This is a genomic window from Bradyrhizobium sp. USDA 3315, from assembly GCF_054056795.1.
In genome coordinates, this window is sequence record NZ_JBSRYP010000001.1 from 7,984,842 (window position 1) to 8,010,771 (window position 25,930).

General features: G+C 64.0%; 23 protein-coding genes and 1 pseudogene. 4 read left to right on the forward strand and 20 right to left on the reverse strand.

What is annotated here, in order from left to right:
• Window positions 1-23 precede the first annotated feature (23 nt).
• From ACVIYL_RS37605 to ACVIYL_RS37650, 10 genes are all read right to left on the reverse strand, one after another.
• Window positions 24-1,016 carry a formate dehydrogenase subunit gamma gene (locus ACVIYL_RS37605; RefSeq protein ID WP_253609266.1) on the reverse strand — a complete coding sequence of 331 codons (993 nt, stop codon included), beginning with the start codon at window positions 1,014-1,016 and terminating at the stop codon, window positions 24-26.
• A gap of 41 nt (window positions 1,017-1,057) precedes the next feature.
• Window positions 1,058-1,654 carry a formate dehydrogenase FDH3 subunit beta gene (gene fdh3B / locus ACVIYL_RS37610; protein ID WP_011088224.1) on the reverse strand — a complete coding sequence of 199 codons (597 nt, stop codon included), beginning with the start codon at window positions 1,652-1,654 and terminating at the stop codon, window positions 1,058-1,060.
• A gap of 13 nt (window positions 1,655-1,667) precedes the next feature.
• Complete coding sequence (locus ACVIYL_RS37615; RefSeq protein WP_253609267.1) at window positions 1,668-4,610, reverse strand: formate dehydrogenase subunit alpha; 2,943 nt, start codon at window positions 4,608-4,610, stop codon at window positions 1,668-1,670.
• Window positions 4,611-4,612: 2 nt separating this feature from the next.
• The gene (locus ACVIYL_RS37620) at window positions 4,613-4,831 is read right to left on the reverse strand and encodes a twin-arginine translocation signal domain-containing protein (protein ID WP_028334130.1); all 219 of its coding nucleotides are present in this window, start codon (window positions 4,829-4,831) and stop codon (window positions 4,613-4,615) included.
• 29 nt (window positions 4,832-4,860) lie between these two features.
• On the reverse strand, window positions 4,861-5,640 hold the full coding sequence (locus ACVIYL_RS37625; RefSeq protein ID WP_253609268.1) for a Cro/CI family transcriptional regulator: 780 nt from the start codon (window positions 5,638-5,640) through the stop codon (window positions 4,861-4,863).
• A 130-nt stretch (window positions 5,641-5,770) separates the two neighbouring features.
• On the reverse strand, window positions 5,771-6,388 hold the full coding sequence (locus ACVIYL_RS37630) for a DUF3306 domain-containing protein (RefSeq protein WP_253609269.1): 618 nt from the start codon (window positions 6,386-6,388) through the stop codon (window positions 5,771-5,773).
• Complete coding sequence (locus tag ACVIYL_RS37635) at window positions 6,385-6,900, reverse strand: DUF3305 domain-containing protein (RefSeq protein WP_253609270.1); 516 nt, start codon at window positions 6,898-6,900, stop codon at window positions 6,385-6,387. The genes ACVIYL_RS37630 and ACVIYL_RS37635 overlap by 4 nt, the downstream gene beginning before the upstream one ends.
• Complete coding sequence (locus ACVIYL_RS37640; protein WP_253609271.1) at window positions 6,897-7,904, reverse strand: DUF6352 family protein; 1,008 nt, start codon at window positions 7,902-7,904, stop codon at window positions 6,897-6,899. Before ACVIYL_RS37640 ends, ACVIYL_RS37635 begins: the two co-directional genes overlap by 4 nt.
• Entirely contained in the window at window positions 7,901-8,440 is a 540-nt protein-coding gene (locus tag ACVIYL_RS37645; RefSeq protein WP_253609272.1) for a DUF6505 family protein, read from the reverse strand. Before ACVIYL_RS37645 ends, ACVIYL_RS37640 begins: the two co-directional genes overlap by 4 nt.
• Window positions 8,437-9,192, reverse strand: coding sequence for a biotin/lipoate--protein ligase family protein (locus tag ACVIYL_RS37650; protein ID WP_253609273.1), 756 nt, complete (start codon window positions 9,190-9,192; stop codon window positions 8,437-8,439). The genes ACVIYL_RS37645 and ACVIYL_RS37650 overlap by 4 nt, the downstream gene beginning before the upstream one ends.
• A gap of 152 nt (window positions 9,193-9,344) precedes the next feature.
• Here ACVIYL_RS37650 and ACVIYL_RS37655 point away from each other — a divergent pair.
• Together ACVIYL_RS37655 and ACVIYL_RS37660 are read left to right on the forward strand one after the other, a co-directional pair.
• Window positions 9,345-11,317 (forward strand): annotated as a pseudogene (locus ACVIYL_RS37655) (4Fe-4S binding protein).
• 16 nt (window positions 11,318-11,333) lie between these two features.
• Complete coding sequence (locus ACVIYL_RS37660; protein WP_456780923.1) at window positions 11,334-11,615, forward strand: hypothetical protein; 282 nt, start codon at window positions 11,334-11,336, stop codon at window positions 11,613-11,615.
• Window positions 11,616-11,679: 64 nt separating this feature from the next.
• Here ACVIYL_RS37660 and ACVIYL_RS37665 read toward each other — a convergent pair whose 3' ends face one another.
• Complete coding sequence (locus ACVIYL_RS37665; protein WP_253609276.1) at window positions 11,680-12,972, reverse strand: c-type cytochrome; 1,293 nt, start codon at window positions 12,970-12,972, stop codon at window positions 11,680-11,682.
• A 115-nt stretch (window positions 12,973-13,087) separates the two neighbouring features.
• On the opposite strand from ACVIYL_RS37665, the gene ACVIYL_RS37670 reads away from it, so the two are divergent.
• Entirely contained in the window at window positions 13,088-13,489 is a 402-nt protein-coding gene (locus ACVIYL_RS37670; protein ID WP_253609277.1) for a hypothetical protein, read from the forward strand.
• Window positions 13,490-13,617: 128 nt separating this feature from the next.
• Here the strand turns inward: ACVIYL_RS37670 and ACVIYL_RS37675 are convergent, their stop codons facing one another.
• The 9 genes from ACVIYL_RS37675 to ACVIYL_RS37715 all read right to left on the reverse strand — a co-directional run bounded on the left by ACVIYL_RS37675 (window position 13,618) and on the right by ACVIYL_RS37715 (window position 24,805).
• On the reverse strand, window positions 13,618-13,806 hold the full coding sequence (locus tag ACVIYL_RS37675; RefSeq protein ID WP_253609278.1) for a hypothetical protein: 189 nt from the start codon (window positions 13,804-13,806) through the stop codon (window positions 13,618-13,620).
• 134 nt (window positions 13,807-13,940) lie between these two features.
• Complete coding sequence (locus tag ACVIYL_RS37680; RefSeq protein WP_309144975.1) at window positions 13,941-15,245, reverse strand: acyl-CoA dehydrogenase family protein; 1,305 nt, start codon at window positions 15,243-15,245, stop codon at window positions 13,941-13,943.
• Between the two features lie 11 nt (window positions 15,246-15,256).
• Complete coding sequence (locus tag ACVIYL_RS37685) at window positions 15,257-16,933, reverse strand: AMP-binding protein (protein WP_253609279.1); 1,677 nt, start codon at window positions 16,931-16,933, stop codon at window positions 15,257-15,259.
• 111 nt (window positions 16,934-17,044) lie between these two features.
• On the reverse strand, window positions 17,045-17,890 hold the full coding sequence (locus tag ACVIYL_RS37690) for a GntR family transcriptional regulator (RefSeq protein WP_309249274.1): 846 nt from the start codon (window positions 17,888-17,890) through the stop codon (window positions 17,045-17,047).
• A complete protein-coding gene (locus ACVIYL_RS37695; RefSeq protein WP_253610047.1) occupies window positions 17,850-19,391 on the reverse strand; it encodes a sugar ABC transporter ATP-binding protein in 1,542 nt (513 codons plus the stop codon). The genes ACVIYL_RS37690 and ACVIYL_RS37695 overlap by 41 nt, the downstream gene beginning before the upstream one ends.
• Complete coding sequence (locus ACVIYL_RS37700; protein ID WP_253609280.1) at window positions 19,388-20,506, reverse strand: SMP-30/gluconolactonase/LRE family protein; 1,119 nt, start codon at window positions 20,504-20,506, stop codon at window positions 19,388-19,390. Before ACVIYL_RS37700 ends, ACVIYL_RS37695 begins: the two co-directional genes overlap by 4 nt.
• Window positions 20,507-20,509: 3 nt before the next feature.
• A complete protein-coding gene (locus ACVIYL_RS37705) occupies window positions 20,510-22,621 on the reverse strand; it encodes an ABC transporter permease (RefSeq protein ID WP_253609281.1) in 2,112 nt (703 codons plus the stop codon).
• 115 nt (window positions 22,622-22,736) lie between these two features.
• Window positions 22,737-23,759 carry a sugar ABC transporter substrate-binding protein gene (locus ACVIYL_RS37710; protein WP_028334112.1) on the reverse strand — a complete coding sequence of 341 codons (1,023 nt, stop codon included), beginning with the start codon at window positions 23,757-23,759 and terminating at the stop codon, window positions 22,737-22,739.
• A 59-nt stretch (window positions 23,760-23,818) separates the two neighbouring features.
• A complete protein-coding gene (locus ACVIYL_RS37715) occupies window positions 23,819-24,805 on the reverse strand; it encodes an ABC transporter permease (protein WP_057017121.1) in 987 nt (328 codons plus the stop codon).
• Between the two features lie 528 nt (window positions 24,806-25,333).
• On the opposite strand from ACVIYL_RS37715, the gene ACVIYL_RS37720 reads away from it, so the two are divergent.
• Window positions 25,334-25,909 carry an alpha-ketoglutarate-dependent dioxygenase AlkB gene (locus ACVIYL_RS37720; RefSeq protein ID WP_253610048.1) on the forward strand — a complete coding sequence of 192 codons (576 nt, stop codon included), beginning with the start codon at window positions 25,334-25,336 and terminating at the stop codon, window positions 25,907-25,909.
• Window positions 25,910-25,930 lie beyond the last annotated feature (21 nt).

The window sequence follows — 25,930 nt, forward strand, 5'->3', positions numbered from 1 at the left end:
GCGTTCAACGGCTGCGCGCCCCCCTACTCCGCCGCGGTGACGGAGGGCTGGGGTCGAGCATCGCGCGCATTCTCCTCTTCCAGCCAGAGGCTGTGGTGCTCCCTGGCCCAATTGACATCGACGGTGCCGCTTCCCATCGCCTCGAACGCGCCTTCCATGCCGATCGTGCCGATATAGATGTGCGCCAGCATCACTGCCGTGAAAAGCATCGCGACGATGGAGTGGACGATCTGCGCAAGCTGCATCCCTTCGATGCCTGACAGGTAGAACGGGAACATCAGCACATATCCCGTCGCCGCCACCAGACCTCCGCCGATGACCACGATCCAGTAGATCGCCTTCTGGCCGGCGTTGAAACGATAGGCCGGCGGATGATCGTGCCCGACGATGCCGCCGCCGCGCTTGATCCAGTCGACATCCGCCTTGTTCGGGATATTGCCGGCGATCCACATCAGGAAGATCAGCACGACGCCGATGGTGAACGGGAAGCTGAGATAGTTGTGAACATATTTCGCCCATTGCGACCATTCGGAAAACGCTTCGTGGCCGATCAACGGCAGCAGCAATGGACGTCCAAAAGTGACGTTCAACCCCGAGATCGCCAGAATGATGAAGCAAGTCGCCGTCATCCAGTGCACGAAGCGCTCGAATGCGGAAAAGCGCACGATGGTCCGGCCGGAACGACCGCTCTGCAGCCGTACCATCCCGCGGCTGAGATAGAAGATGACCAGCGCCGCGAGCATGCCAAGAATGGCGATGCCGCCGATCCAGCGCAGCGTCACGTTCCGGAACTCGCGCCATTCACGGCCGGCCGGCTGTTCGAGAACGCCCGAGCGCTGGTCGGGTATGCTGACGCGTCCCTGCACCCGGTTCAGTTCCTGCAGGAGCTGTTGCTCCTTGACCGCGCTTGCGGTCGGGTTGACCTGCTGGGCTACGGACGGGGAAGCCGCGGAGACGAGCAGCAGGAGTCCAGCCACGCCAATGACGAGCCGAACACATCGTGCAAAACACGCCATAAGGTCCTCCCGATATCGACGCGACCCGCGCCAGGTCGTCGTCAGGACTCGATCGTCTCGCGATAGGCGGTCTTCCAGCCCCATGCGCCTGAGCCGTAGCCGCGCTTCAGCACGCGCTCTTTATAGATCTGGGCAATGATCTCGCCGTCGCCGGCGAGCAGCGACTTGGTCGAGCACATCTCCGCGCACAGCGGCAGCTTGCCTTCGGCAAGCCGGTTCGCGCCGTATTTCTCGTACTCTTCCTTGCTGCCATCGGCCTCGGGACCGCCGGCACAATAGGTGCATTTGTCCATTTTTCCGCGCGAGCCGAAATTGCCGACCTTCGGATATTGCGGCGCGCCGAACGGACAGGCGTAGAAGCAGTAGCCGCAGCCGATGCAGAGATCCTTGGAGTGCAGAACCACGCCGTCGGCGGTGGTATAGAAACAATTCACCGGGCACACCGCCGCACAGGGCGCGTCCGTACAGTGCATGCAGGCCATCGAGACCGAGCGTTCGCCCGGCTTGCCGTCGGCGATGGTGACGACCCGGCGGCGGTTGATGCCCCAAGGCACCTCGTGCTCGTTCTTGCAGGCCGTGACGCAGGCGTTGCACTCGATGCAACGGTCGGCGTCGCAGAGAAACTTCATACGTGCCATCGTCGTTGCTCCCTTATGCCGCCGCGATCTGGCAGAGAGTGACCTTGGGCTCCTGCATGCCCGTCGCGGGATCGTATCCGTAGGTGGTGATCGTGTTCGCGCTTTCGCCGAGCACGATCGGATCGGTGCCCTTCGGGTAGTTGCCGCGAAGATCCTTGCCCGCAAGCCAGCCGCCGAAATGGAAGGGCATCCATGCAACGCCCTTGCCGACCCGCTCGGTAACGAGCGCCTTCATCCTTGCCCTGGAATTGTTCTCGGCGCCGGTGACCCAGACCCAGCCACCGTCCTTGACACCGCGATCGGCGGCATCGGCGGGATTGATCTCGATGAACATGTCCTGCTGCAACTCGGCGAGCCACGGGTTTGTGCGCGTCTCCTCGCCGCCGCCCTCATATTCGACCAGACGGCCGGACGAGAGGATGAGCGGAAACTGCTTTGCAATGCCCTTCTCCACCGCGGCCTTCTGCACGGAGAATCCGATATTGGGCATCCGGAACTGCTTGGCGTCGGGCAGCGTCGGGTACTTGGCGACGAGATCGACACGTGGCGTATAGATCGGCTCGCGGTGAACCGGGATCGGATCGGGCAAGCCGAAGGCATTCATGCGTGCCTTGCCGTTGCCGTAGGGTACGCAGCCGTGCGCAAGCGCGACGCGCTGAATGCCGCCCGACAGATCGAGCGACCACGACACCGTGTCCGGATTGGCCGGATTGATCTTGTTGATCACGGCCATTTCCGCTTCGGTGAGCTCGGTGTCCCAGCCGAGCTTCTTCAGGCTCGCCAGCGTGAATTCCGGATAGCCATCCTGGATTCCCGACCCCAACGAATACGAGCCGTCCGCGAGCAGGCTTACCTTCCGCGTCGTGCCGTCCGGCAGCTTCTCCTCGCGCTCGACGCCGAACCGCGGCCGGAACGTGCCGCCGCCGTCCATCACGTGCAGATTGGTGTTGTAGAGCAGTGGCGTGCCGGGGTGCCTGACCTCGGGTGATCCCCAGCACGGCCAAGGCAGGCCGTAATAGTCGCCGCCAACCTCGGGATCGTCCTTCGGCGCCCGCATCGTCAGCATGTCGAACTTCGCCTGGTTCTTCATGTGCGCCTTGAGGCGCTCGGGCGATTGTCCGCAATAGCCGGTCGACCAGCTGCCGCGGTTCATCTCGCGCAGCACGTCCTCGGCCTCAGGCAGGTTGTTCTCGACCTTGATCTTCTTGAACATCTGATCGGCGAAGCCGAGCTTCTTCGCCATCAGATAGATGATTTCGAGATCGTCCTTCGACTCGAAGATCGGCTTCACAATCTGCTCGCCCCATTGCAGCGAGCGGTTGGAAGCGACACGCGACCCCTTGCACTCGAACTGGGTGGCGACCGGGAGAATGTAGACGCCTTCGGTGCGTCCCGCCTCGACCGCGAGCGAGGCCCAGGTCGTCGGATGCGGATCGGCGATGACGAGCAGCTCGAGCGCCTTCAGGCCGTTGAGGGATTCAGGGATACGGGTGATGCTGTTGGAGGCGTGTCCCTGCACGAACACCGCCTTCACGTTGTCCTTCTGCGCAACCTGCTCCTTCGGCAACGTCACCGCCTCGAACCAGCGGGTCAGCGGAATGCCGGGGGTTTCCATGATCTGCTTGGAATCGAACCGCGCCTTCAGGAAGTCATAGTCGACCTCCCAGACCCGCGACCAGTGCTTCCAGGCGCCTTCGGCAAGGCCGTAGTAGAACGGCAGCGTGACGATATCGAGCCCGACATCGGTCGCGCCCTGCACGTTGTCGTGGCCTCGGAAGATGTTGGCGCCGGCGCCGGCCTTGCCGACATTGCCGGTCATCAGCAGCGCGATGCAGCTCGCCCGCACATTGGCGGTGCCGACGGTCTTCTGCGTCTGGCCCATGGCCCAGATCAACGTTGCCGGCTTCTCGGTGGCGAACATCTTGGCGACGCGCTTGAGCTGCTCGCCGGGAATGCCGGTGACGCGCTCGACTTCCTCAGGAGGCCATTTCTCGACCTCCTTCTTGAGGTCGTCGAAACCGTAGACGCGCTGCCGGATGAACTCCTTGTCCTCCCAGCCGTTCTGCAGGATGTGCCACATCATGCCGTAGAGCACCGGAATGTCGGTACCCGGCCGCATCCGCACATATTCGGTCGCGTGCGCGGCGGTGCGCGTCAGGCGCGGGTCGATGACGATGAAGTTGGCCCTTTGCAGCTCCTTGCCCTCGAGCAGATGCTGCAGCGAGACGGGATGCGCCTCGGCCGGATTGCCGCCCAGGATGACCTGCGTCTTCGCATTGCGGATGTCATTGTAGCTGTTGGTCATCGCGCCGTAGCCCCAGGTGTTGGCGACGCCGGTGACGGTGGTTGAATGGCAGATGCGGGCCTGGTGATCGGTATTGTTGGTGCCCCAGAACGCACCGAGCTTGCGGAACAGGTAGGCGCCTTCGTTGGTCATCTTGGCCGAGCCGAGCCAATAGACGGAATCGGGACCCGACTTCTCACGTACCGCCTGAATCTTGTCGCCGATCTCATTGATCGCGGTGTCCCAGGAGACGCGGGTCCACTGCCCGCCCACCAGCTTCATCGGATAGCGCAGCCGCCGCTCGCTGTGCACGAGCTCACGCACGGAAGCGCCCTTGGCGCAATGCGAGCCGCGATTGATCGGCGAATCCCAGCTCGGCTCCTGGCCGATCCATACCCCGTTCAAGACCTCGGCCGTCACCGTGCATCCAACCGAACAGTGCGTGCAGATGCTCTTGCGGACGGTCGCGCCCGCCGTGAGCGGACCGGCCGCCGCGGCTTCCGCCTTGCGCACGCTGCCGAGCGGCAAGGTGCCGAATGCGGCGAGCGCGCCGCCGGCAAGACCGGATTTGCGCAGGAAGCTGCGGCGGTCGAGGCCACCGGCCTGATCTGCAAGGGAGCTGGCGGCGGAGCCTTGGCGCAGGGAACGCTGGTTTGTTCGCTTGATCAGCACGGTCAACCTCCCTTGGCCGGATAACGATTGACGCGGTAGAACGCCTTGACGTGATCGGTTTCCTTGTAGCGCGCCTTGCGCTTCTCATCGTTGGTTTCGCTGTCGGCTTGCGCAGAGCCGACCAGAGGCGTTGCCAGTGTCGCGCCGGCGCCCACCGTGCCGACGCCGACCTTGCGCAGGAAATCGCGGCGCCCGACTGTGGTAGTCCTGTCTTCACTCATCGCATCTCTCCTGGACCCGCGGATGCAGGTCAGTTCGCGAACGTGAATGCTTCTGTCTCGATCTCGATAAAGGCGCGACCAAGCGCACCGACCGCACGATAGAAGACGGCGCTCTCCGCGCGCTCGATGTCGACGAACAGCCGCCCCATCCAGGGCGCGACGTGTTTGCCGAAGAAGGCACGCTGCGTGTCGAACGGCGCCGGGAAACGCCCTCCCGCGAAACCTGCCATGATCTCGCACAGGATAGCCGCGTGATCTTCCGGCTCGGAATTGTTCGCGATGCGCTCGATCCCGGACGCAGCGAGGTCGGCGCGCAGCCTCGACAGCGGCCGCTCGTTGAGAAAGCCGGTCAGATAGTAGGAGGCGTAGGGCAAGAGTTCGCCGCGGCCGAGACCTGTGAACAGATCGAAATATTCGCGTTCGACCTTCGCCGCGACCGCATTGGCGGCGGATTCGGCCAGCGCGGCATGCGCGCGCCCAAGCGGCGTGGCATCGGCGGTCAACGCAGCCAGTTGATCGAGCAGTTTCTTCGATGGTGCGGCGGACAACAGCGTCGCGAGCAGCAGATATTCCTGCGCACGCGCGACATCGACAAAATCGATCGGCGCTTCGGCACGAAGCGGCTCGCTGTACAGATCAGGCCGCAAATGATCGCGCGAGATGCCTGTGGCGGCTTCGACGGCGATCACCCGTTGCGCGGGCACCTTGTTCCAGTTCGAAACAGAGGGCTGGCTGATGCCGATTTTGCGCGCAAGCTCTGCAACGCCGCCGGCGGCGTCAATGGCTCGCTCAAGGCCAGCATCGCGCACGTGGACCTCCATCCAAGTCCCGGGTGCTGATTTTGCTTTTCTTACAAAGCGCTAGCGAAGCCTAGTCCCGGCCCAACGGAGGGTCAATCGGCTCGCTATAGTCTGAGGCTATGGCCTTTCGTCGCGGTCCCTAGCGGGGCAGCGCACTGCCGTGCGTGCGGCGCTCAACCGGCACCTGTTCGCCGTCGGAGCTTTCCGCGACCGTTCGTTGCGTTGCAGCAGGATCAGGCGCGGATCCCGTGGTCGCGGCTTCTTCGGCGGCGATGCCCGGCAACTCGACCTCGCGCAATTCCTGCGAAGAATCCGCGACTTCAACCGAACGCTCAGGCGGCGCCTCGGCCGGCTTGCCGAGGCCGCCGACGATCCTGTCGATGAGCGCGGTGAGCTCAGCCTCGGAGCAATCCAGCGGGCCAAAGCCCGGCATCGCGGTCGGGTCGTTGAAGTCCCAGGCGTTCTCGGCAAGCCCGACAAAGTCGCGGATGACGGGATCGGCGCTCCAGGCGCGACGAAGCGCCGCACGCGTCAGCTCCTGCGGGATTCCCTTGCGCAGGAACGCCGTGATGTCGGTCGCCGAGGTAATCGAGTCAATCGAAGGCAGGCTCGAAAGATCGAACTCCGCGTCGTCGTCTTTGACTGCTGGCGGCGGCGACTGCATGTCGTCGCGCATGGCCGGGTCCGGTGGCGTGGCGTTCGCCTTTGCCTCCTGCTTGCGGCGGGACCAGCGCGTCAGGAACTTGTCCTCACTCATTCGTGTCCGCCTTCATGCTGCCGGCGCGCGAGCGCCTCGGGATCGGCCTGCCGTCGCTTGCGCTTGAAGAACTCACGTTCGACGTGGTGCTCGGCCACGAAGCTTTCAATCTGCTCACGCAGCATCTCGGGCATGGGGACGGCCTCGACCAGATTCGCACCGGCCTCCGTGAACGCCTCGCCCTCCGAAGGATCGGCGGTCGCGGCAGCCACCGAGTAGGGCCAGGCGCCTTCGGCCGGCGACAAGACGGTCCAGATGGCCGGACTGCCCGAGACGAGATTGTCGCGATAGCGCGCCGTCTCGGAACCATAGAGATCGACCATGGCGCTGCCGGCATAGAACAGCGTCGTCCCGTTCTCTTCGCGAAGCACCGTCCAGGGTTTGGTGTCCGGCTCGTCAGGCAGCACGGCAACCGCGCGCCAGACGAAATCGGTCCACGGCGAGTCCGCCTGATGCCGCTCGACCACGACGCCGACGGGGACGCGCACAAGCGGCAGCGCGGCCGGACTCATGTCGCCATCTCCAGATGTTTGACCGGCAGCCCCGTCAGCAAATTCTGCGGCTTCATCCGCAGCTTCTGATCGGCGTTCATCGACAGAATGAGATAAACCGGCTCGCCCCGCATCTCGTCTGCGGCCGCGTTCGTGTCCGCAAACATCAGACGGAACAATGAAAGCACGCGTCCTGCGCTGCGGTCGTCGAGCTGCTCGCCATGCCAGAGACGGTCGCCGAGTCTGGTCGCGTCGGCGTCGAGCCCGACATACCAGGTGAGACGTGCATCACGCAGCTCGCGCAGCGGCTCAATGCTGACGTCGATCCCGAGCAGATGGGAGATCCAGCGCACCATCGCCTGCGCCAGCGCCGCCGGCCCGCGGCCGCCTGCGGTGAGGTCGAATGCCATGTCGAACTGGTCGCTCCGGCGCCAGTAATCGCCGGCATTGTCCTCGCGCAAGACGTCGAGCTCGGCATCGGTCACCGCCCCCAGCATCGACATCAGCGAGAGCACCGGGGTCGGAGTCTGTCCCCCGACGACCTCTTCATCGCCGAGCAGCAGGGCCTGCTCCTGCGGCAGGATGCGCTGCGGGCGGAAGAACAGCTCGGCTGCGCGCAGCACGAACGGATCATCGCAGCCGTCGAGCGCATTGCGCAGGATCACGTGGACGAGCTGATTGACGAACAGCGGCGGCAAGTCGTTCGTCCCGGACCGGACGGTTGCAAGATAGGCCTGCTCCAGCGTCGGATGCCGCAGGAGGAGATCGCGGAAGGCAAGCACGAGCCGCCAGTTCTCCCGAGCATCCGCATCGACGATCGCGTCAATCTCTTCCGCGCCGACCGGCCTGCGGGGAGCCGCGAGCAGCGCGCGGTGCAGCCGCCGCTCGACCGGGCATGCTTCGTCCGGCGGAACCAGCTCCGGACGAGCAAAATAGGCCTTCAGGAACTCGTCGGTGACGCAAAGCCCCCCGCTCTCGTCGCGATCGAGCAGATGGTGGCCGCACGCGATCCAGAAATCATTCATCGGTGCCGCGACTCCCCACTCATATCGGCAAGCTTGAGATCACCGTCAGGCTCGACATCGTCTTCGACTTCCATGAACGAGAACGCCTTGCCGTGTCCCTGACCCTGACGCAGCTGCAGCCTGCGGAACGACTCCCGGACTTCGCCGTCGCTCACCGAACGGTGAACGGCAATGAGCGAGCTGACCGGATGGTTGCAGAGCGACTGCGCGAAGGCGACCTCCTCTTCCGCCGCCGTCCGCGCGGTCGCCAGATTCGGCGCTCCGAAACGATCGATCAATTGCCTGGCGAGGCGGTCGATCAGCGCGCTGCAATCGTTCTCGGTCGCAGGCACAATCTGCACCAGCGTCGACCAGCCCCAGGACTGCACGCCGAGGAAGCCACTGCGGAACGCGACGCGGGCCTTGCCGGTCAGCTTCGTCGGATCCTGATCGCAGAAGCGGAAGGCACCGGAGACGGCCCATTCGCCCGGCTCGGCCGCCACATCGAATACGAAGGTGTCGGAGGGATCGAGCGCGATGCTGCGGAGCAGTTTCACAGCCGCGGCCCTCCGAGCTTCGGATCGAACCAGGACGGCGTTCCGAGCGCCTTGACGAGTACGCTGCGTTCGATCCTGTCGGCGCCGACGCGGCGCGTGAGGAGATCGCCGCCGTCATCGATCCGCAGCACGGTTCGCCGCTCGCGGGGGATCCGGCTGAGATAGTCGCGCGCGAGGCTGCCAAAGCCATCGGTCTGCCAGCTATCGATCGCCCGCATCAGGTGCCGCGCAAAGCTCTCGGTCACCTGCACGGCTCCTGCTTCGCCAAACCCCTCCTCATCCAGCGCGGACGCGAGCGGATGGACGCCTGGTCCCTGATCGGCCATTGCAACCGTCCGGATCATGGCGCCGAACACCAGCCAGGCAGGCGGCTCGTCCTCGCGCGCGGACGTCGGCCATCCCAGCCGTCCGCCGCCCACCAGCCCACCGTCAATCGCGACGGTGTCGGGCCAGCCGATCGCGACCGTCTTGTGCGGCGGCGCATAGGCGCGCAGGGCGTCGGTGAGCGCGACCATGCCGGCATAGAAGGCGCGCCGTGCGGTGGCCAAGGGCTCGCCCGGCTCGAGCACCACGGCGAATTCGGCAAGATCGAACCGCCCGACATACACCAGCGTGCCGGCACCGCTTTTGGGTGCAATGCGGCAAGCGTGAGCAAAGGCGTCTCCGCTCTCACGCAACCGGACGAGCGTGAATGGCGGCGGCAGATGGATCGCTTCCGTCACGGAGACGCGGCTGGTCGGGGTCGACCGCAAGGGCCGTCCTCCACTTTCCTTTTCCTTCCGATAGTGAATATCTATACGAGGTGAAGGAATGGCGCGAGTCCGCAAGACGGCGCCGCACCCGCGGAGGGATCGACCTGGAGCAGCCAGCGAAGACCGTCCTGATCTGCTCGTGTGAAGACACGATGCGCCTTGACGTGGCCGCGATCCTGCGTGGATGTCCCAACTGCGAGATCAGGAGCCATCGTCATCTCTGCGGCGCCGAGCTCGAAGATTTCCGCAACGCCGCGAAAGCCGACGGCCCGCTGACCGTCGCCTGCACGCAGCAGGCCGGCCAGTTCACCAATGAGATGGGCGAACGCGCCGGCCCGATCAGCTTCGTCAACATCCGCGAGACGGCGGGCTGGTCGCGCGACGGCGCGAAGGCGGGCCCGAAGATGGCGGCGCTGCTTGCAGCGGCGGCGGTTCCCGCGCCGGACTATCCGCTGGTCACATTGTCGAGCGATGGCATCATCCTGATCTATGGGCGCGACGAGACCGCGATCGAGGCTGGCCGGCTGCTGGCGGACCATCTCGACGTCACGGTCATGCTCAGGAAGCCGGCGGACGTCGTGCCGCCTGCCGCGGCCGTGTTCCCGATCGTGCAGGGCACGATCCGCAATGCGCGGGGGCACTTTGGCGGCTTCGAGCTCGCGATCGACGACTACGCGCAGCCACGCCCGTCCTCACGCGCCCGCTTCGAGTTCGAAGCCCCGCGCAACGGCGCGATCTCGCGCTGCGATCTCGTGCTCGACCTCTCCGGCGAGCCGCTCCTCTGTTTCCCGCACACGATCTGCGAGACGGCTATCTCCGCGCGGATCCGAGAGATCCCGCGGCCATGCTGCGTGCGGTGCTCGCCGCCCGCGATCTCGTCGGAAGCTTCGACAAGCCGAGATATGTCGACTTCACACCCAGCCTCTGCGCGCATTCCCGCTCGAAGCTGATCGGATGCCATCGCTGCCTCGATTTGTGCCCGACCGGCGCGATCACGCCGGACGGCGACCATGTCGCAGTCAACGCGGAGGTGTGCGCAGGCTGCGGGCAATGTGCGGCCGCCTGCCCCACCGGAGCGGCATCCTACGCGCTGCCACCCGCCGATACCCAGTTGCAGATCCTCCGCGCCATGTTGCGCGCCTATCGCGAGGCCGGCGGCACACATCCGGTCCTGCTGCTGCATGACAGCCAGCACGGCACGCCGCTGATCGATGCGCTCGCCCGCCATGGCGACGGATTGCCGGCCAATGTGCTTCCCCTCGCCGTCAACGAGCTGACGCAGGTCGGCCTGGAAGCCATCATCGGCGCCTTCGCCTATGGCGCGGCTGCCGTGCGGCTCCTGCTGCGCGCCAAGCCACGACACGACGTGACCGGATCGTTGCTGACGATCCGGATGGCCGAGACCATTCTCGCCGGACTCGGATTTGACGGCCGCCGCGTGAGCACGATCGAAACCGACGATCCCGACACTCTGGCCGAGCAACTGACGGGGATTGGCCCCCTCGCCGGCCTCGAAAATCCCGCGACTTTCCTGACGGTCGGCAAACGCGGCGATCTGCTTCGCTTCGGCTTGAGCGAACTGCATCGCCTCGCCCCCAAGCCGGTTGACGTGATCGCCTTGCCTGAGGGTGCACCTATCGGTGCGATCACCGTCGACGTCGCCGGTTGCACGCTGTGCCTGTCCTGTGTTTCGGCCTGCCCAACCGGCGCGCTCCGCGCCGATCCCGACCGCCCTGTCCTCAAATTCGTGGAGGACGCCTGCGTGCAGTGCGGTTTGTGTCAGAGCACCTGTCCTGAAAAAGTCATCAGGCTCGCCCCGCAGATCGATTTCCGGGCAAGACGCGCGCCGGCGCGGGTGATCAAGGAAGAAGAACCTGCCCTGTGTATTCGCTGTGGCACGCCGTTCGGCGTCAAGAGCACGATCGATCGGATCGCGACCAAACTCGAGGGACGGCATTGGATGTACCCTGCCGGGGACCGCCGGACCGAGGCCTTGCGGATGTGCGCCGATTGCCGGGTCATCGTCATGAGCGAACAGCAGTTCGATCCGATCCAGGACGTGCCGGAACGCGCGCCGCCACGAACGACGGATGACTACCTGCGTCAACGCGAGAACAAGGACTAGCCGCATGCCTCGATTCATGAAGGTTCTGTCGACGTGCCTTGTCACCACCGCCCTTGGCGGCACAGCCGTCGAGGCCGCCGCTCTTACCAAAGCCGAAAAGGTTGCACTCAAGCAGGCGGTGGTCGCCTGCAAGGCCGAGGCGAAGGGCAAGAAGATCAAGTGGCTGTCCCGCCGCAAATACGTCAACCAGTGCGTCGTGGCGGCGCTCAAGGAACATCCCAGCATTAGTATCGCCCGCATGCTCAAGGAGAACCCGGAGCTGACGAAAATTCCGGTGGAGCAATGGCCGGGGTATTAAAGTCTCATATCGCGGCTTGACGCCTTCGCTTGAGTATGCGCAAGGCGGCTAGCACCAACGCGGGCTATTTCGACGTCGCACGCGCCAGGAAGTCTGTGAGCGCGCGGCGATCTTCGGCCGAGCCGATCTGCTGCTCCGGCATCTTCGTGCCGGGCGTGTAGGCGTTCGGCCCGATCTCGAACAATTTTGAGACGGTGTCCGGCGTCCAGACGATGTCCATCGTCTTGAGTGCGTCGGAGAAGCGATAGCCCGGCAGCGAGGCGATCTTCCGACCGAACAGTCCGGCAAGGGTCGGACCGGCACGCTGCACCTCCGTCTCCGACAATGTGTGACAGGCGACGCAGGCCCTGAAGACTTCGGCACCGTGGTCGTCGGCATAGGCGGCGAGCGGGTCCCCCGGCGTGCCCACCACGTTCGATCCGATCGCCGCGCCGGTCAGTGCATTCCAGCGCCTGATCTTGCCGTCGGCGCCGCCGGTCAGGAGCGTCACGCCATCGGGCAGGAATGCAACCGACCAAACCGGCCCGCCCAGCCCGGCGAACGTGCGCAGCACGCTGCGCGCCTTGCGATCGACGATCGCCACCGTGCCGTCAATTGCCGCCGCGGCGATCAAGGCGCCGTCATGCGAGACCGCCAAGGCGACGATCGGCGTGGCGCCGGCGATGACCTCGCCGCTTGCCTTGCCGTCGGCCGTCATCATGCGCAGCTTGCCGTCCGCTGCGCCGGTGACGATTTCGCCGTCAGGCGAGATGGCCACGGCATTCAGCGGCAACGGCACCGTGACGACCTCGGCGCTGCCGTCCGGCAGGCGCCAGATCCGCACCGTCAGATCGTAGCCCACGCTCACCAGCGACTGTCCGTCGGGGGCAAAGGCCACGCCATTCACGTTTTGCGAGTGACCTTGCAGCACGCGCGAGCCCCCGTCGGACAACGACGAGAGCCGCACGGTATGGTCCCACGAGGCGGATGCGAGCTTGGATGCATCGGGAGAAACGGCGAGCCCGACGATGGGTCCCGTATGGTCCGCGAAAACCCGGTCCGGCTGCGGCCGGCCCGACGTCCAGATCGCAATCCGGCCATCCGCACCCGCCGTTGCCATTCTTCCATCGCCGAGGAAGGCGACCGCATTCACCGCACCCGAATGGAAACGAAGCACCTGCTCCGCCGACTCGGTTGCCAGCGACCATCGGATCGCCGCAGTGTCGAAGCTGCCCGACAGAACCGTCCTGCCGTCGCCTAAAACGGCGATCGCGCGGACAGGTCCGCCGTGTCCGGCCAATTGCGCTTGCGCGGGTTGCAGCGCAAGAAGCAACGATGCCGTCACAAGGAACGTGGCGAGGCGCAAAATCAAATCCATGGCCGTCGGAGACACTCGCAGCGAAGCCCCGGGCCATTCTGCCCGTTTTTGCTGCCCGGCCAAAGTGCTCCCTGGCGTCCATCGGCCCCGCCGGCGGTCATTCTGAAAATCTGGCGTGTCCATGGGCGACGGGCTTGGCCCCTGGCAACAACGTGCCCATTTCACCAGTAATCAACAAGGGAGTTCGTATTCGGTTCGGGGTGCGACAAGCGGCGCCTTGAAGAGCGGCCCACGCGGTCGCAGTCTTGGTAAAGGCGCCTCACAATCGAGGTCGAACATGCAAATACATCCGAAAGCATATCTGCAGTTCATCTCGCGCATTTGGCATTCTCGCGTGTTGCCGCCGCGGGATCGCAATCCCACCAGCCGGGACGCGTCGCCACTGCTGATCTACATCGCTGCGGTGTTGGCGCTGCTACTGGCAATTCTGATAGTCGATCGCCACGGTGCGCCGTTTCAATTCCCAGAACATGTCGGCGATCCCGCTGAGATCAACCCGATCTTCATGAGTTTTTGAAACACAGCGCGCGACGGGGGCTGCGCAAGCGAACAAGCCGTCCGACGCGTCGCGCTGTTCAACGCCAGACGATTTCCAGCCCGCTCATCCCGAACCGAATGCGTTCGGATGCGACGGCACCATTCTCTCTATTGCTGAGTTCCCCTCGGAAACACCAGCGATCGATCGTCGAAATCTTCAACCGGCAGCTTATCTTGCACAGCGGGCATCCCTGCCACCGATGTGTGGCTCACGGACGATGGATGCGATCTCGGGACATTCGTCGCAGCCAGAAAAAGCGCGAGGGCGGTCAGGCTGGCGATCATCAGGAGCTTCATGCGAACCTCCGTTGGTTCTGAGAAATTCCTGACTAGTGCAGGACTCGACGTCCCCCTGTGAGATCGCTCACAACTCTCCTTTTGTTGATCAGCGCTGGAGCCGATGCCTCGGCTCCAGCCCCCTCCCAACCCGCCTATGGCAAATCTTTCGGGCGCGGCCACAGACCGCCTTCGGACCAGGATTCGGATTCATCGGGCGACAACGAATCCGCGCCACCGCCGGTTCGTGAGGGATCGACATTGAGCCATCGGCGCAATTCGAGCTTGCCGATCTGGTTGCGGTGGACCTCGTCGGGGCCGTCGGCCAGTCGCAACAAGCGAGTCGTCGCGAGCGCTGCCGAAAGGAAATGGTCGTTGTTGGTGCCGCCTCCCCCGAACGCCTGGATCGCCCAGTCAACAATGGTCTGCGCCATGTTCGGCGCAACGACCTTGATCATCGCGATTTCCTGCCGCGCTGCCTTGTTGCCGACCGTGTCCATCATGTAGGCAGCTCTGAGCGTCAGCAGCCGCGCCTGGTCGATCTTCATGCGCGCTTCGGCCACCCGCTCGAGCGTCACGGTTTGCTCGGCGAGAGGCTTGCCGAAGGCGACACGTTTCAGCGCGCGCCGGCACATGCGCTCGAGCACGCGCTCGGAGAGGCCGATCAACCGCATGCAATGATGAATGCGTCCGGGCCCGAGCCGACCCTGCGCGATCTCGAACCCACGCCCCTCGCCGAGCAGCATGTTGGCGGCCGGCACGCGTACATTGGTGAATATCACCTCGGATGCACGATCCGGTACGCCGTAGAAGCCGAGCACGGGCAGCGAACGGACGACATGCACGCCGGGCGTCTCCTTCGGCACGAGGATCATCGACTGACGCTTGTGACGATCCGGATTCTGCGGATCGGTCTGCCCCATGAAGATGATGATCTTGCATCGCGGATCGGTGGCGCCGGTGGTGTACCATTTGCGACCGTTGATCACGTAATCGTCGCCATCACGGACGATCGAGCTGGCCACATTGGTCGCGTCGGACGAGGCGACGTCGGGCTCCGTCATCGCAAAGGAAGAACGGATCTCGCCGGCCAGCAAGGGCTTCAGCCAGCGGTCCTTCTGCGCCTCCGTACCGTAGCGCAGGATGGTCTCCATGTTGCCCGTGTCAGGAGCACTGCAATTGAAGACCTCGGGAGCAAGATGCGAACGCCCCATGATCTCGCATAGCGGGGCATATTCGAGATTGGTCAGCCCGTCCTCGTGAGTGGGCAGAAACAGGTTCCACAGGCCGGCCAGTTGTGCGAGCGGCTTCAGTTCCTCGACGACCGGATGCACAGCCCAGGGCCCGAGCCGCTCGGCCTCCTGATAGTATCGGCGCTCGTTCGGATAGATGTGCTCCATCATGAAGCGCTGGAGACGCGCGGCCAGTTGCTGGCTGCGCTCGCTTTGGGTGATATCCACGTCGATTCTCCTTACCGGCCGCGCAGGCCGTCCCTGAGCGTGTTTCGGGTGATTTTTCCGGATTCCGTCTTCGGCAGGTCGTCCAGCACGCGAATGTCGACCGGGCATTTGTAGGCCGCCAGTCGCTCGCGGCAGAAGCGCGAGAGCGCGGCGACGTCGATCACGGTGCCGGGTTGAGCGGAGACGAAGGCGACCACCGTCTCGCCGCGATAGGGATCGGCGGCGCCGACGACGGCTGCCTCGCGCACGCCCGGAAAGCCATAGATCACGTCTTCGACTTCACGCGGCCAGACCTTGAAGCCGGAGGCGGAGATCATGTCCTTCTTGCGATCCACGAGGTAGAACCAGCCGCTCTCGTCAAAGAAGCCGACGTCGCCGCTATGCAGCCAGCCGTTGGTCAGCACCTCGTCGGTTTCCGCCGGCTTTCTCCAGTAACCGGCCATCACGCCTGAGCCACGCACAACCACCTCGCCATGCGCGCCGGGTCCGAGCGGGCGGCGCTCGTCGTCGACGACGATCGCATCGGCGCCCGAAGTCGGCCTGCCGATCGACAGCGCGCCTGAGTCGGGATCGACCGGAATCCGACCTTCGTTGGGCGCAAGATGGCTTGCAGAGGTCAGTTCGGTCATTCCATAGGAACTGCGGATCGCCCGTCCAAACCGTCTCGCAAAGGCATCGATGACCGAGGGCGCGATCGGCGCGCCGCCGGAATAGATATGTACGAAGCTCTCGAAATGCCGGCTCGTTGCGTCGGCCTGGTTCATCAGCGCGATGTATGCGGTGATGGCACCGACGATGAATGTCGGCCGCCATTCAAGGAAGGCATCGAGCGCGACCTGGGGCTGGAAGCGATAGGTCAGCACCATCGCTGCACGCGCGGCAAACGCCGCGACCATCTGGATTTCAAAGCCGGTGATGTGGAACAGCGGCGCGACCCCAAAGATGCACGACGTGCCGTTCAATTCGAAATGATCGCAACAGATCAACGCGGTCGCCACCAGATTGCGATGCGTGAGCATGGCGCCCTTTGGAACGCCCGTGGTTCCGGAGGTATACAAGAGAAGGGCGATGTCGTCGGACGTCAGAACCGGTGCCGGTGGTGCGGCTGCATTTTCGGCGAAAACCGTCGCCAGCGCCCGGGCCTGCGGAGCTGCGCCCGGCACCGGCAGCACCCGGACATCGTTTCGCAGCTGGAATTCCCGAGCGCCGGTCCAGAACACCAGCTCGGAATCGACCGAACCGGCGGCCAGGAAAACGTTCTCCCATTGATCGTCGTGGCAGATCACCGCCTTCGGCTCGCAATCCCCGAACAGCTTGCGAAGCTCTGGCGTGCGGTACATCGGGTTGAGGCTGACGACGATGGCCCCGACCTTCCAGGCCGCTACGCTGACGATGACGAACTGCGGCACATTCTGAAGAATGACGGCGACCCGATCGCCGCGCCCGACTCCTTTTTGCGCGAAGCGGGCGGCGAGCCGGTCGCTGAGCCGATCGATATCGGCATAGGTCTGCGTCGCATCGAAATAGAACACGGCCGGCGCCTCGCGCGGCGCGGCTCGAAACAGATCAAGCGCCGTCCGCCTTCCGGGATCGGGCGGAGCGACCGATTCCCCGAGCCGCGCGCGCAGCCGGCCCGCGGCTTCCTCGTAAGCGCGTGCACGCGACACGGAATCCAGGTCGACAGTCATCGCCGCTTGCCACCACTGTCGCAACGATGGCAGCCCCGTCCGGGCCGGCGGCCGCTATAGCCCGCCGCCACCTGGCGCAGCAGGAACCGTGGCAAAAGGCGTTCGCCGCCACTACTCATTGGCACTTTTTCCTCGATAGACCGAGCCGAGACGCGCATGCGGAAGCGCGGCACGGCTTGCAAGGGGCGGCTGGGCCGCCCCACTCTCTTTTGCTTGAATGACAACGCGCGTGCGCCGGATGTGGAGACGCACCAACACCTGTGCAGCTTCGACATCGCGCGCCCGGATCGCGTCCATGATCAGGACATGCTGGGGATCGGAGAACGGAAACCCGTCCTTGGCATAGGTCTCGCTCACAAACTGTCGCCGGAAATGCTGCGTGCTGTTCCAGAAGCGTTCGACCATCGCGAGCAGTTGCGGCATCCGCGCCCGCGAATAGGTCCGTAGATGAAACTCCCGATCAAGCTGGATGTATTCCTCGAGCGTGGTGACCTGCTCAAGTTCGCGCACAATGCGGTCAAGCGTCTCGATATCCTCGTCGGTCAGATTTGGAACGCTTTCGCCGATGGCAAGCGGCTCGACCGCTTCACGGATCTTGTAGATCTCGATCGATTCTTCCGAATTGACGTCCGCAATCCAGGCGCCACGGTTCGGCGCCATCACGACGAGCCCCTCGTTCTCGAGCTGCTTCAGCGCCTCGCGCACGGGAATGCGGCTGGCTCCGAAATGGGCCGCAAGAAGCTCCTGCCGAATCCGCGTGCCTGGCCGCATCTCGCCGCTCAGCACCGCGCTGCGAATCTCGCTTGCGATCCTCTCGCTCATCAGGCGACGGGACTCCGGATCGTCCTCATTGCCGTCCCGCGTCATGTCCTTCCAATGGGGAGGCCGCTGATAAGGACTCATGAAAGGCCCTCCTTCAATGAATGGCCGCGTACATGATCTTGTCCTCGGTCGCATCAGCCCGTGCCATTTCCTCGACGATACGTCCGCCGCGAGCGACCAGGATCCGATCCGAGATAGCCAGAATCTCCGGCAGATAGGAAGAAATAACGACAACCGCCTTGTTCTCGCGCGCCAGCCTGCGAATCGCCTCGTGAATTTGTGGAATGGCGCTCACATCGACACCACGCGTCGGTTCGTCGAAGATGACCACCGTAGGCTCCTGGGCCAGAGACTTTCCCACCACGACTTTCTGCTGGTTGCCGCCGGAATATTCGACAATCTTCAGCGTCCGCTTCAATGCAGAGATCGAGAGCGCCGAGATCCATTGATCGGCGATCCGTTTCATCTCGCGCGCGGAGTAAAGGAACCGCTTGACGCGCGGCGACGACAGATAGCCAAGATAGATATTCTGATCCACCGTCATCGTCTCGAAGAAACCGTCGACCTTGCGATCCTCGGTGATGTAGGCGATTCCGTCGCGCACCGCCTGCCGCGGCACCCGGTAGCGGACCGGCTTGTCCCGCAGATAGATCATCCCGCCGCGCAGGAAGTTGCGCTTGCGGGCGCCGCTGACGATCTGCGCGATCTCGGAGCGCCCTGCCCCGACCAGCCCGAAGATCCCGACGACTTCTCCGTTGAACACCGAGAACGACATATTCTTGACGATGCTGCCCATCGTCACGTTCTCGACCGAAAGCACCTTCTCACCGCGGGAGGCATGCGGCTTCGGCGCATCCGGATCAGCCCCGTGGGTCGCGTACTGCGCTGCGGTTTCCTCACGGCCAACCATCATCCGCACGAGCGCGTCCCGCGTGACGTCCTTCGCCGGTACGGTGGCGACCAGCTTGCCGTCGCGAAGCACGGTGATGCGATCGGCGATGTTCAATGCCTCTTCCAGCGCATGCGAGATGAAGATGATCCCGGCGCCCTTCTCCTTCAGGGTGTTGAGAAGATGGAACAGATGCTGCGTCTCTTCGGGGGTCAGCGATGCGGTCGGCTCATCAAAGATGAAGACCTGGGCGTTGTGGCGAACCGCACGCACGATTTCGACCATCTGCCGCTTGGCCGTTCCGAGATTCTCCACCAGCACCAGCGGGTCGACGTTGAAGTTCATCGATTGCAGCGACTGGGTCGCGGCGATGTTGATCTTGCTGTAGACCGTGACCCATTTCTCCATGCCGAGTTCAAGGTTCTGCGCCACCGTCATGGAGGGGACCAGGCTGGATTCCTGGTAGACCATCGCCACCCCACCCTCGAGCGCTTCCTTTGGCGACGCGAACGAGACCTTGCGCCCCTGGATCAGGTAGTCGCCGGAGGTCAGCACGATCGCACCGGCAATCGCCTTGCAGAGCGTCGATTTCCCCGCGCCGTTTTCTCCCAGCAGCGCGTGGATTTCGCCCGGCCGCAGATCGAAATTGACGCCATCGATCGCGTGCAGGCCACCATAGACCTTGCTGCCGTTGACGATCTGAAGCAGCTGGGTCCCTGCCCGTTGTTCGGCCGGCATGGCGTTCATCCTTCTTGCATGCCGCGGCCAGGCGGCAGTTCGACGAGGCAATCGCGTCCCTTGGACACCGCCAGCACACGCGAGCCGATCGGGCGGACGGCGGTGATTCCATGAACCCGACCATCGACCCGGCTGTGCAGCGTCTCGGTCGCCGCGCCCCTGGCGTCGAGCCGGGCGACAAGGCCATAGGAACGCGGCGGGGCCCACGGCTTCTGGATGCCGAGTTTCTTGATGCGGCCGATCTGGGTCGGTTCGCGCGGATTGAGGCGACCATCCAGCGCCGGCCCGATCCAAAGCTCAGGTGGCACCGTCCGCATCATCTCTTCGCAGAATGCCCGCTCGCGCAGGACGAATTCGGTCAATTGCGTGCGGAGCGCGAGGAAGGCCATCCAGACCTCACCATTCTCGCCTCGGGCAAGACGCGCCGGGTAGCCGGTATGATTCTTGACGATCACGCGCCTGTCGTCACCCGCACGTGAAAAAGCGGTCAGGCGGTGGGCCCAGGACTCGGCGACCCACACATCCTTGCCGTCACCGGATACGACCACGCCGAGCGGCCATGCGAGCTTGTCCGCACGCGCGCTCGCACCGCCGAGCGAGGAATTGCAGGCAATGAGCCGGCCCGACGGGGCGCGGTTCTGCATCAGGTCGGTCAGCCAATGCTCTGGCCGATTGTTTCGCGAACCGTCGGTCAGGTAGATCGCCCCGTCCGGCGCGACCGTCACCGACAACGGACAGGCAATCTTCTCACCACCGACGCTTTCGAGCTTGCCGGCGATCTCGCCAGTTGGCGAAAGCGCCACCAACCCCACGCCGGAGACGCAGGCGAGCAGCCGGCCGTCCGGCGTGCAGGCAAGCCCGCCGACCGGGCCGTCGAGCGTCGCGAACGCCGCGCGCGTGTTGAAGTCGTCTCCCGTGCAACGCAGGACGCGGTTGCCGGTCGAGACATAGAGCGCACCGTCCTGCCCGAGCGCGATGTCGTCCGGCCGCTCGATCTCTTCGCCGAGCTGGCGGGCCTGATCGAGCCGCTGGTTCGGGGAGAAGGCGCCGTCGAGCACCGGAATGCCGTGAACTTCCCGGTTCGGGGACAACACGCGATCGATGATATCGCCAAGCAGAGACATGGCTCAGGCCCCTCCCCAATAGGACTTGTGCGCTTCCCAGGTCGGGTCGGCGTCCTGCAGGCGGATACGGCCGATGCGGTTGTTCTCCAGACCCCCGATATAGAGATAGCCCTTGTGTTCACGGACCGACGTGATGGTCGGATGCGAAAGCCCGCCCGGATCCCAGAGCGATTCCGTCACCACGCCATTGTCGTCGAACTTGACCACGCAGCCGTAGTTGATGCCCGGACACAGCCATTCGTCCGGCGGGATCTGCTTGACCATGCGAGTACGGAAAACAGGGTTGCGCATCGCAAGGTCGTAGACCGGCGTGCGCAGGCCGACGAAAGCGAGCCAATACTTGCCGTCGGATGCGCGGTTGATGTTGTCGCAATAGCCCGGAAGGTTGTCGATCAGGATTTCGCTGGTGCCCGCCTTCGGGCCGGCGATCCAGAAGCGGTTGATCTGGCATAGCCAGGTGCTCGCCCACAGCACCGACTGACCGTCATGCGAAATGCAGATGCCGTTGGGAAACGTCAGGTTCTTGAGGACCGTCCTGGTGATCCCGGTTTTCGGATCGTGGCAGATCAGCCGGCCGTTGCCGCGCCCCTCAAAGCCGTCGAGCGCCCAGTCGGTCAGTTCATAGCGGGTCGAGGCCTCGCTGAAATAGATCTTGCCGTCGGGCGCGACGTCGAGGTCGTCAGCGAGATAGAGCCGCGAATCGTCCTTGAGGCGTGTACGCGTGCGCGTGGTGCGGTCGGTGACCTTGAAGACTGAACGATCGGGCTTCACACCGTAAACGCCCATGCCCGCGATGCAGACGAGCAGGTTCTGATCCCGATCGAACGCCAACCCGAGGGGCCGGCCGCCGATGCGTGCGAATTCCTCGCGCACGGTATAGTCAGGCGCGAGAAAGCGGATGATCGAACCGTTGCGGTTGACGGTGTAGAGGTTGTCCTTGCGGTCAAGGATGATGTCTTCCGGGCCTTCGATCATGTTGAGCGCGATCGCTTCCGCGTTCTTCAGGCGATCGTTCTCCGCGAACGGCGTGCCGCTGCCCCGCTCGACCGACGGCGGCGGCTCGAAATCAACCCAGCTTGGGGTGACGTAGACCTTTTGCAGCACCTTGCCCTTGTTCTTGATCCACTTCACGTTGAAGCCGACCGCAAGCAGCAGGATGATGCCGATGATGGCGGTCGTCAGGTTGCCGGAGATGCCGAGCCGAACCATGCCGCTGGTGAGCATGAAGATGATCGCCGCGCCCATGACGGCGCGCGCGATGGTACCGCGGCCGCCGGCCAGGCTGATGCCGCCGAGCACCACCGCGGCCAGCGCGTTGATCTCCCAGCCGACGCCGGTGTCGGTGCCCGAGCTGCTCTGCCGCGCGGCATAGAGGATCCCCGCCAGCGCCGCGATCGCGCCCGACATCACATAGGCGGAGAACAGCACGCGCTTGACGTTGACGCCGGCGTGGCGGGCCGCCTTGCGGCTCGACCCGACCGCCATGATGTGGACGCCGGGCTTGATGCGGGTGAGGAAGAAGTGGGTTCCGACCGCAAGCAGGATCAGCACCAGCATGTTGAAGGGAATGCCGAGAACCCTCCCCGAGCCCATGAAGTCCCACGTACTGGACCCGCTGTCGATGCTCGCGAGTTCGTTCGTGAACGCAACCGTCACCTTGTTGTAGGCGGCGCGGACGATGATGAGGACGACGAGCGTCGTCAGGAACGGCCGGGTCTTGCCGTAGGCAATCAGGCCGCCGTTGATCGCGCCCATCGCCGCACCGAACAGGACCACAAGCACGATCGTCACGGGCAGCGGCAGCCCGAGGATGAGATACAGATAGAGCGCGAGGAAGTTCGACATCGCGAACACCGCGCCGACCGACAGGTCGATGCCGCCCGACAGCACGGAGAAGGCCATCGCGACCGCGACCATGCCCTGCTCCGCGAAATTCCGCATCAGTTCCTGCAGGCTGCCCGCCGTCAGGTAGCGCGGGATCATGATCGCGAAGGCCAGGAAAACCGCGATCGTCAGCGTGAATGGAATGATCGGCTCCATCCAGCGCTTCTCAAGCAGTTCGCCCAGGAACAACTGGGGCGAATGGCGGTGCCAGGCTCGTTGCAGGCTCTTCATCAACAGACTCCGGCGGGCTCGGCGCAGCAGCGGCCGAACGGCGGGACGACACGGGGGATTTGGATCGACAGCTCCGGCCTGCCCGCGCCGCGGTGGGCGCGGGCGCCGGAACGACTTACTTCGCGCCCTTCGGGATGCTGAAGCAGTACATGCGATCGTCCTTCGACTTCACCCAGGCGGGGGTCGTGTAATAGGCGATGTTCTTCGCGCCCGGCTTGTCGCCGCTCTGCAACAGCGCAATCACCGCGTCGGCGATGGTCTGGCCCTGCACGTCGGCGCGATACGACAGGTTCGCGGAGAACGCGCCTTGCTCGAGCAGATCGCAATCCGCAGGTTGGCCGTCGCTGGCGACGAACACCTTCACCTTGTCGCCCATGTTGGCGGCCTTGATCGCCTGCGCCGCGCCCGCGGTTTGCGGTCCCCAGACGCTGAGGATCCCGCACAGCTTGGGATGCTGCTGCAACACGGTGGTCGTGATGTCGCCGGCCTTGTTGGCGTCCCAGCTGGTCGGCTGCGACGACACGACCTTGATCGACGGGTCGGTCTTGAACACCTCCATCGCGCCATTCTTCATGTCGAGCGAATAGGCCGCGGTCGCCTCACCTTCGAGGATCGCAACCTCGCCGGAGCCCTTGCCGCCGCCACACTGATTGATGACCTCGCGCGCGATCTTGGTGCCGAGATCCTTGGCATCGACGCCGACATAGGCGTCGGTCAGGGTGTTCGATGCCATGTTGACCTGCACGACATAGATGCCCGCGTCCATCGCACGCTTCAGCTCCTTGGCGAGCAGCGTGACGTTCGGATTTTGCACCACGATCACGTCGGGCTTGTCGTTGATATAGTCGCTGACGGTCTGAAGCTGGATGTCGGACTTCATGTTGGCGTCGCGGGTGACGAGCTTGATGCCGTAATCGTCGAAACGATCCTTCATCACGCGCGTCCATTCGGATTCCAGAACACCCATCCAGACCGGCGACCAGGCCACCGTCTTGCCCTTGAGCGACTTGTCGAATTTCTCGCGCAGCTGGTCGCGCGGCCCGGCCGCCTGCGATGGCGCAGCCACCAGCGCGGCGGTTGCCACCATCGCGGCCAGCCCGATGCCGGCAAACGCCCTCCTGTGCACAGCTTTCGTCATGTCAATTCCTCCCCTGTTATGTCGGCCGACTGTTGCGGCCCGTTGGTTGATGCAGAGCTTTAATCGCCCTGCTTCGACGTCTCCTCGTCGCGCGGATGCAGCCGGGAATCGAGCAGGATCGCGATCAGCAGCACGACACCCTTGACGATGTTCTGGGTCTGCACGTCCATGTCCATGATGGTCATGCCGTTCAGCAGCACGCCGATCAGCAGCGTTCCGGCGATGACGCTCATCACGTTGCCGCGGCCGCCGACGAGGCTGACGCCACCGAGCACCACAACCATGATGACGTCGAAAATGATCGTCGATTCCGCGACCTGGAGATGCATCAGCGCCGTCTGCGCGACCATCACGACACCGCCGACATACCCGATCGCGGCGCACAGCGCGTACTCGATCATGGTCAGCGGGCGGGTCGGCAGACCGGTCTGACGCGCGGCATCCGGATTGTCGCCATGGGCATAGACGAAGCGCCCGATCACGGTGCGCGACAGGAAAAGATGCACCACGACCGCGGTGGCCGCGAAGATCAGGATCGAGATCGGAACGCCGCCCCAGATGTTGCCGCCGAGCCGCAGGAATTCGTCATGCCCCTTGGAAAGATAGACGACATAGTGCTGCACCGCTGTGGTGCGCACGATCCCCAGCACCGCCAGGCTCGACGCCAGCGTCGTCAGCAGCGGCGGCATCTCGATCACCGAGATCAGAAACCCGTTCAGGATGCCGATGGCGATCGCCATCACGAAGCCGATCAGCAGCGCGACCGGCGTCGCGTAGCCCGAGTTCATCAGGATGATCGCGATCGCGGTGGAAGCGGCAAAGGAGGCGACTTGCGACAGATCCAGTCCACGCCCGATCACGACCACGGCCATGCCGAGCGCGAGAATGCCGAGTATCGAAATGTTGCGCGCCAGCGCGAACAGATTGCCCAGCGTCAGGAAGCCCTTCAGGAAGATCGAAAAAATGACGATCAGGACCGCGCACATCACCAGCACGGCCGTCGTCTGCGTCAATTTCGCCCCGCGCGCGCCCGAACTGCCGGTCACCGGGTCCTCCCAGGATTGATTTTATTGTGGGCGGAAATTGAACAGAATGTATCCAGAAGTCAACATCCGTATCCAAGATTTGGACAGCAGCTGGTTTGACCGGAGGATATATTCACACCTGAAACCCTCCATAACTGTCTATATCTACATGGATATATGTATGTTCTGGCGATCCGCGATCGAAGCGCATTTTCCGAGTTCGATCGGTCCTTTTGAAGCCGACATTGCTATATTGGATACATTCGGCTTGAGAGCCTGTCCCTAAGGCCAACTGGTCCTCATAGCGCCGTCACCCGCGGCGACGGAACGAAGCCGACGACGTTGCGGCAATCGCTCCTGGCCAAGGCCTGAAGATCGTGGCGAAAGAGAATGCCGAGACCGAGCTTTGACGCCGCCTTTCGCCCATCGAAGCCGCGCCAGATGGAAGACCGAGCGACCTGACGGCCGGTTTAAATTCAGTCTCGGCGCGCCCATATGCGTGGCAGGTTCGCAATCACTGACGGCACCAGATTGTCCGAGCAACTGTCGATGTTCGATGCGCCCGCCGCAGGACCGGCGGGTCTGCGCTACGCGCCGGATTTCATCTCCAAAGCAACCGAGGGCGAGCTCATCCGCCACATCCGGGCACTTCCGCTTGCCCCCTTCCAGTTCGGACAGTTCGAAGGCAAGCGCCGCGTGGCCTCGTTCGGTTACCGGTACGACTATGGGTCGCGCCGACTGGAATGTACCGAACCGATCCCCTCCTGGTTAAGCGACATCGTCGCCGCGATCCAATCCTTCGGCGGCGCGTCGACCGAGATCGGGCAGATCCTGTGCACCGAGTATGATCGCGGCGTCGGTATCGGCTGGCACCGCGACAAGCCGCATTTCGACAGGATTTTCGGACTGTCCCTGGGATCCGCATGCAAGTTCCGCTTCCGACGCCGGACGGAAAACGGGTGGGAGCGGTTCACGCTCGAGGCGGCGTCCCGATCACTCTATCTGATGGCCGGTGATGCACGGCAGATATGGGAGCACAGCATTCCGCCGGTCGAGGCCCCCAGATATTCGATCACTTTTCGAACCATGGTCGAAACGGCGCGGGGCGCCAAAGCGTCGCGATGACCTTGGATTGCCGGTTCCAGC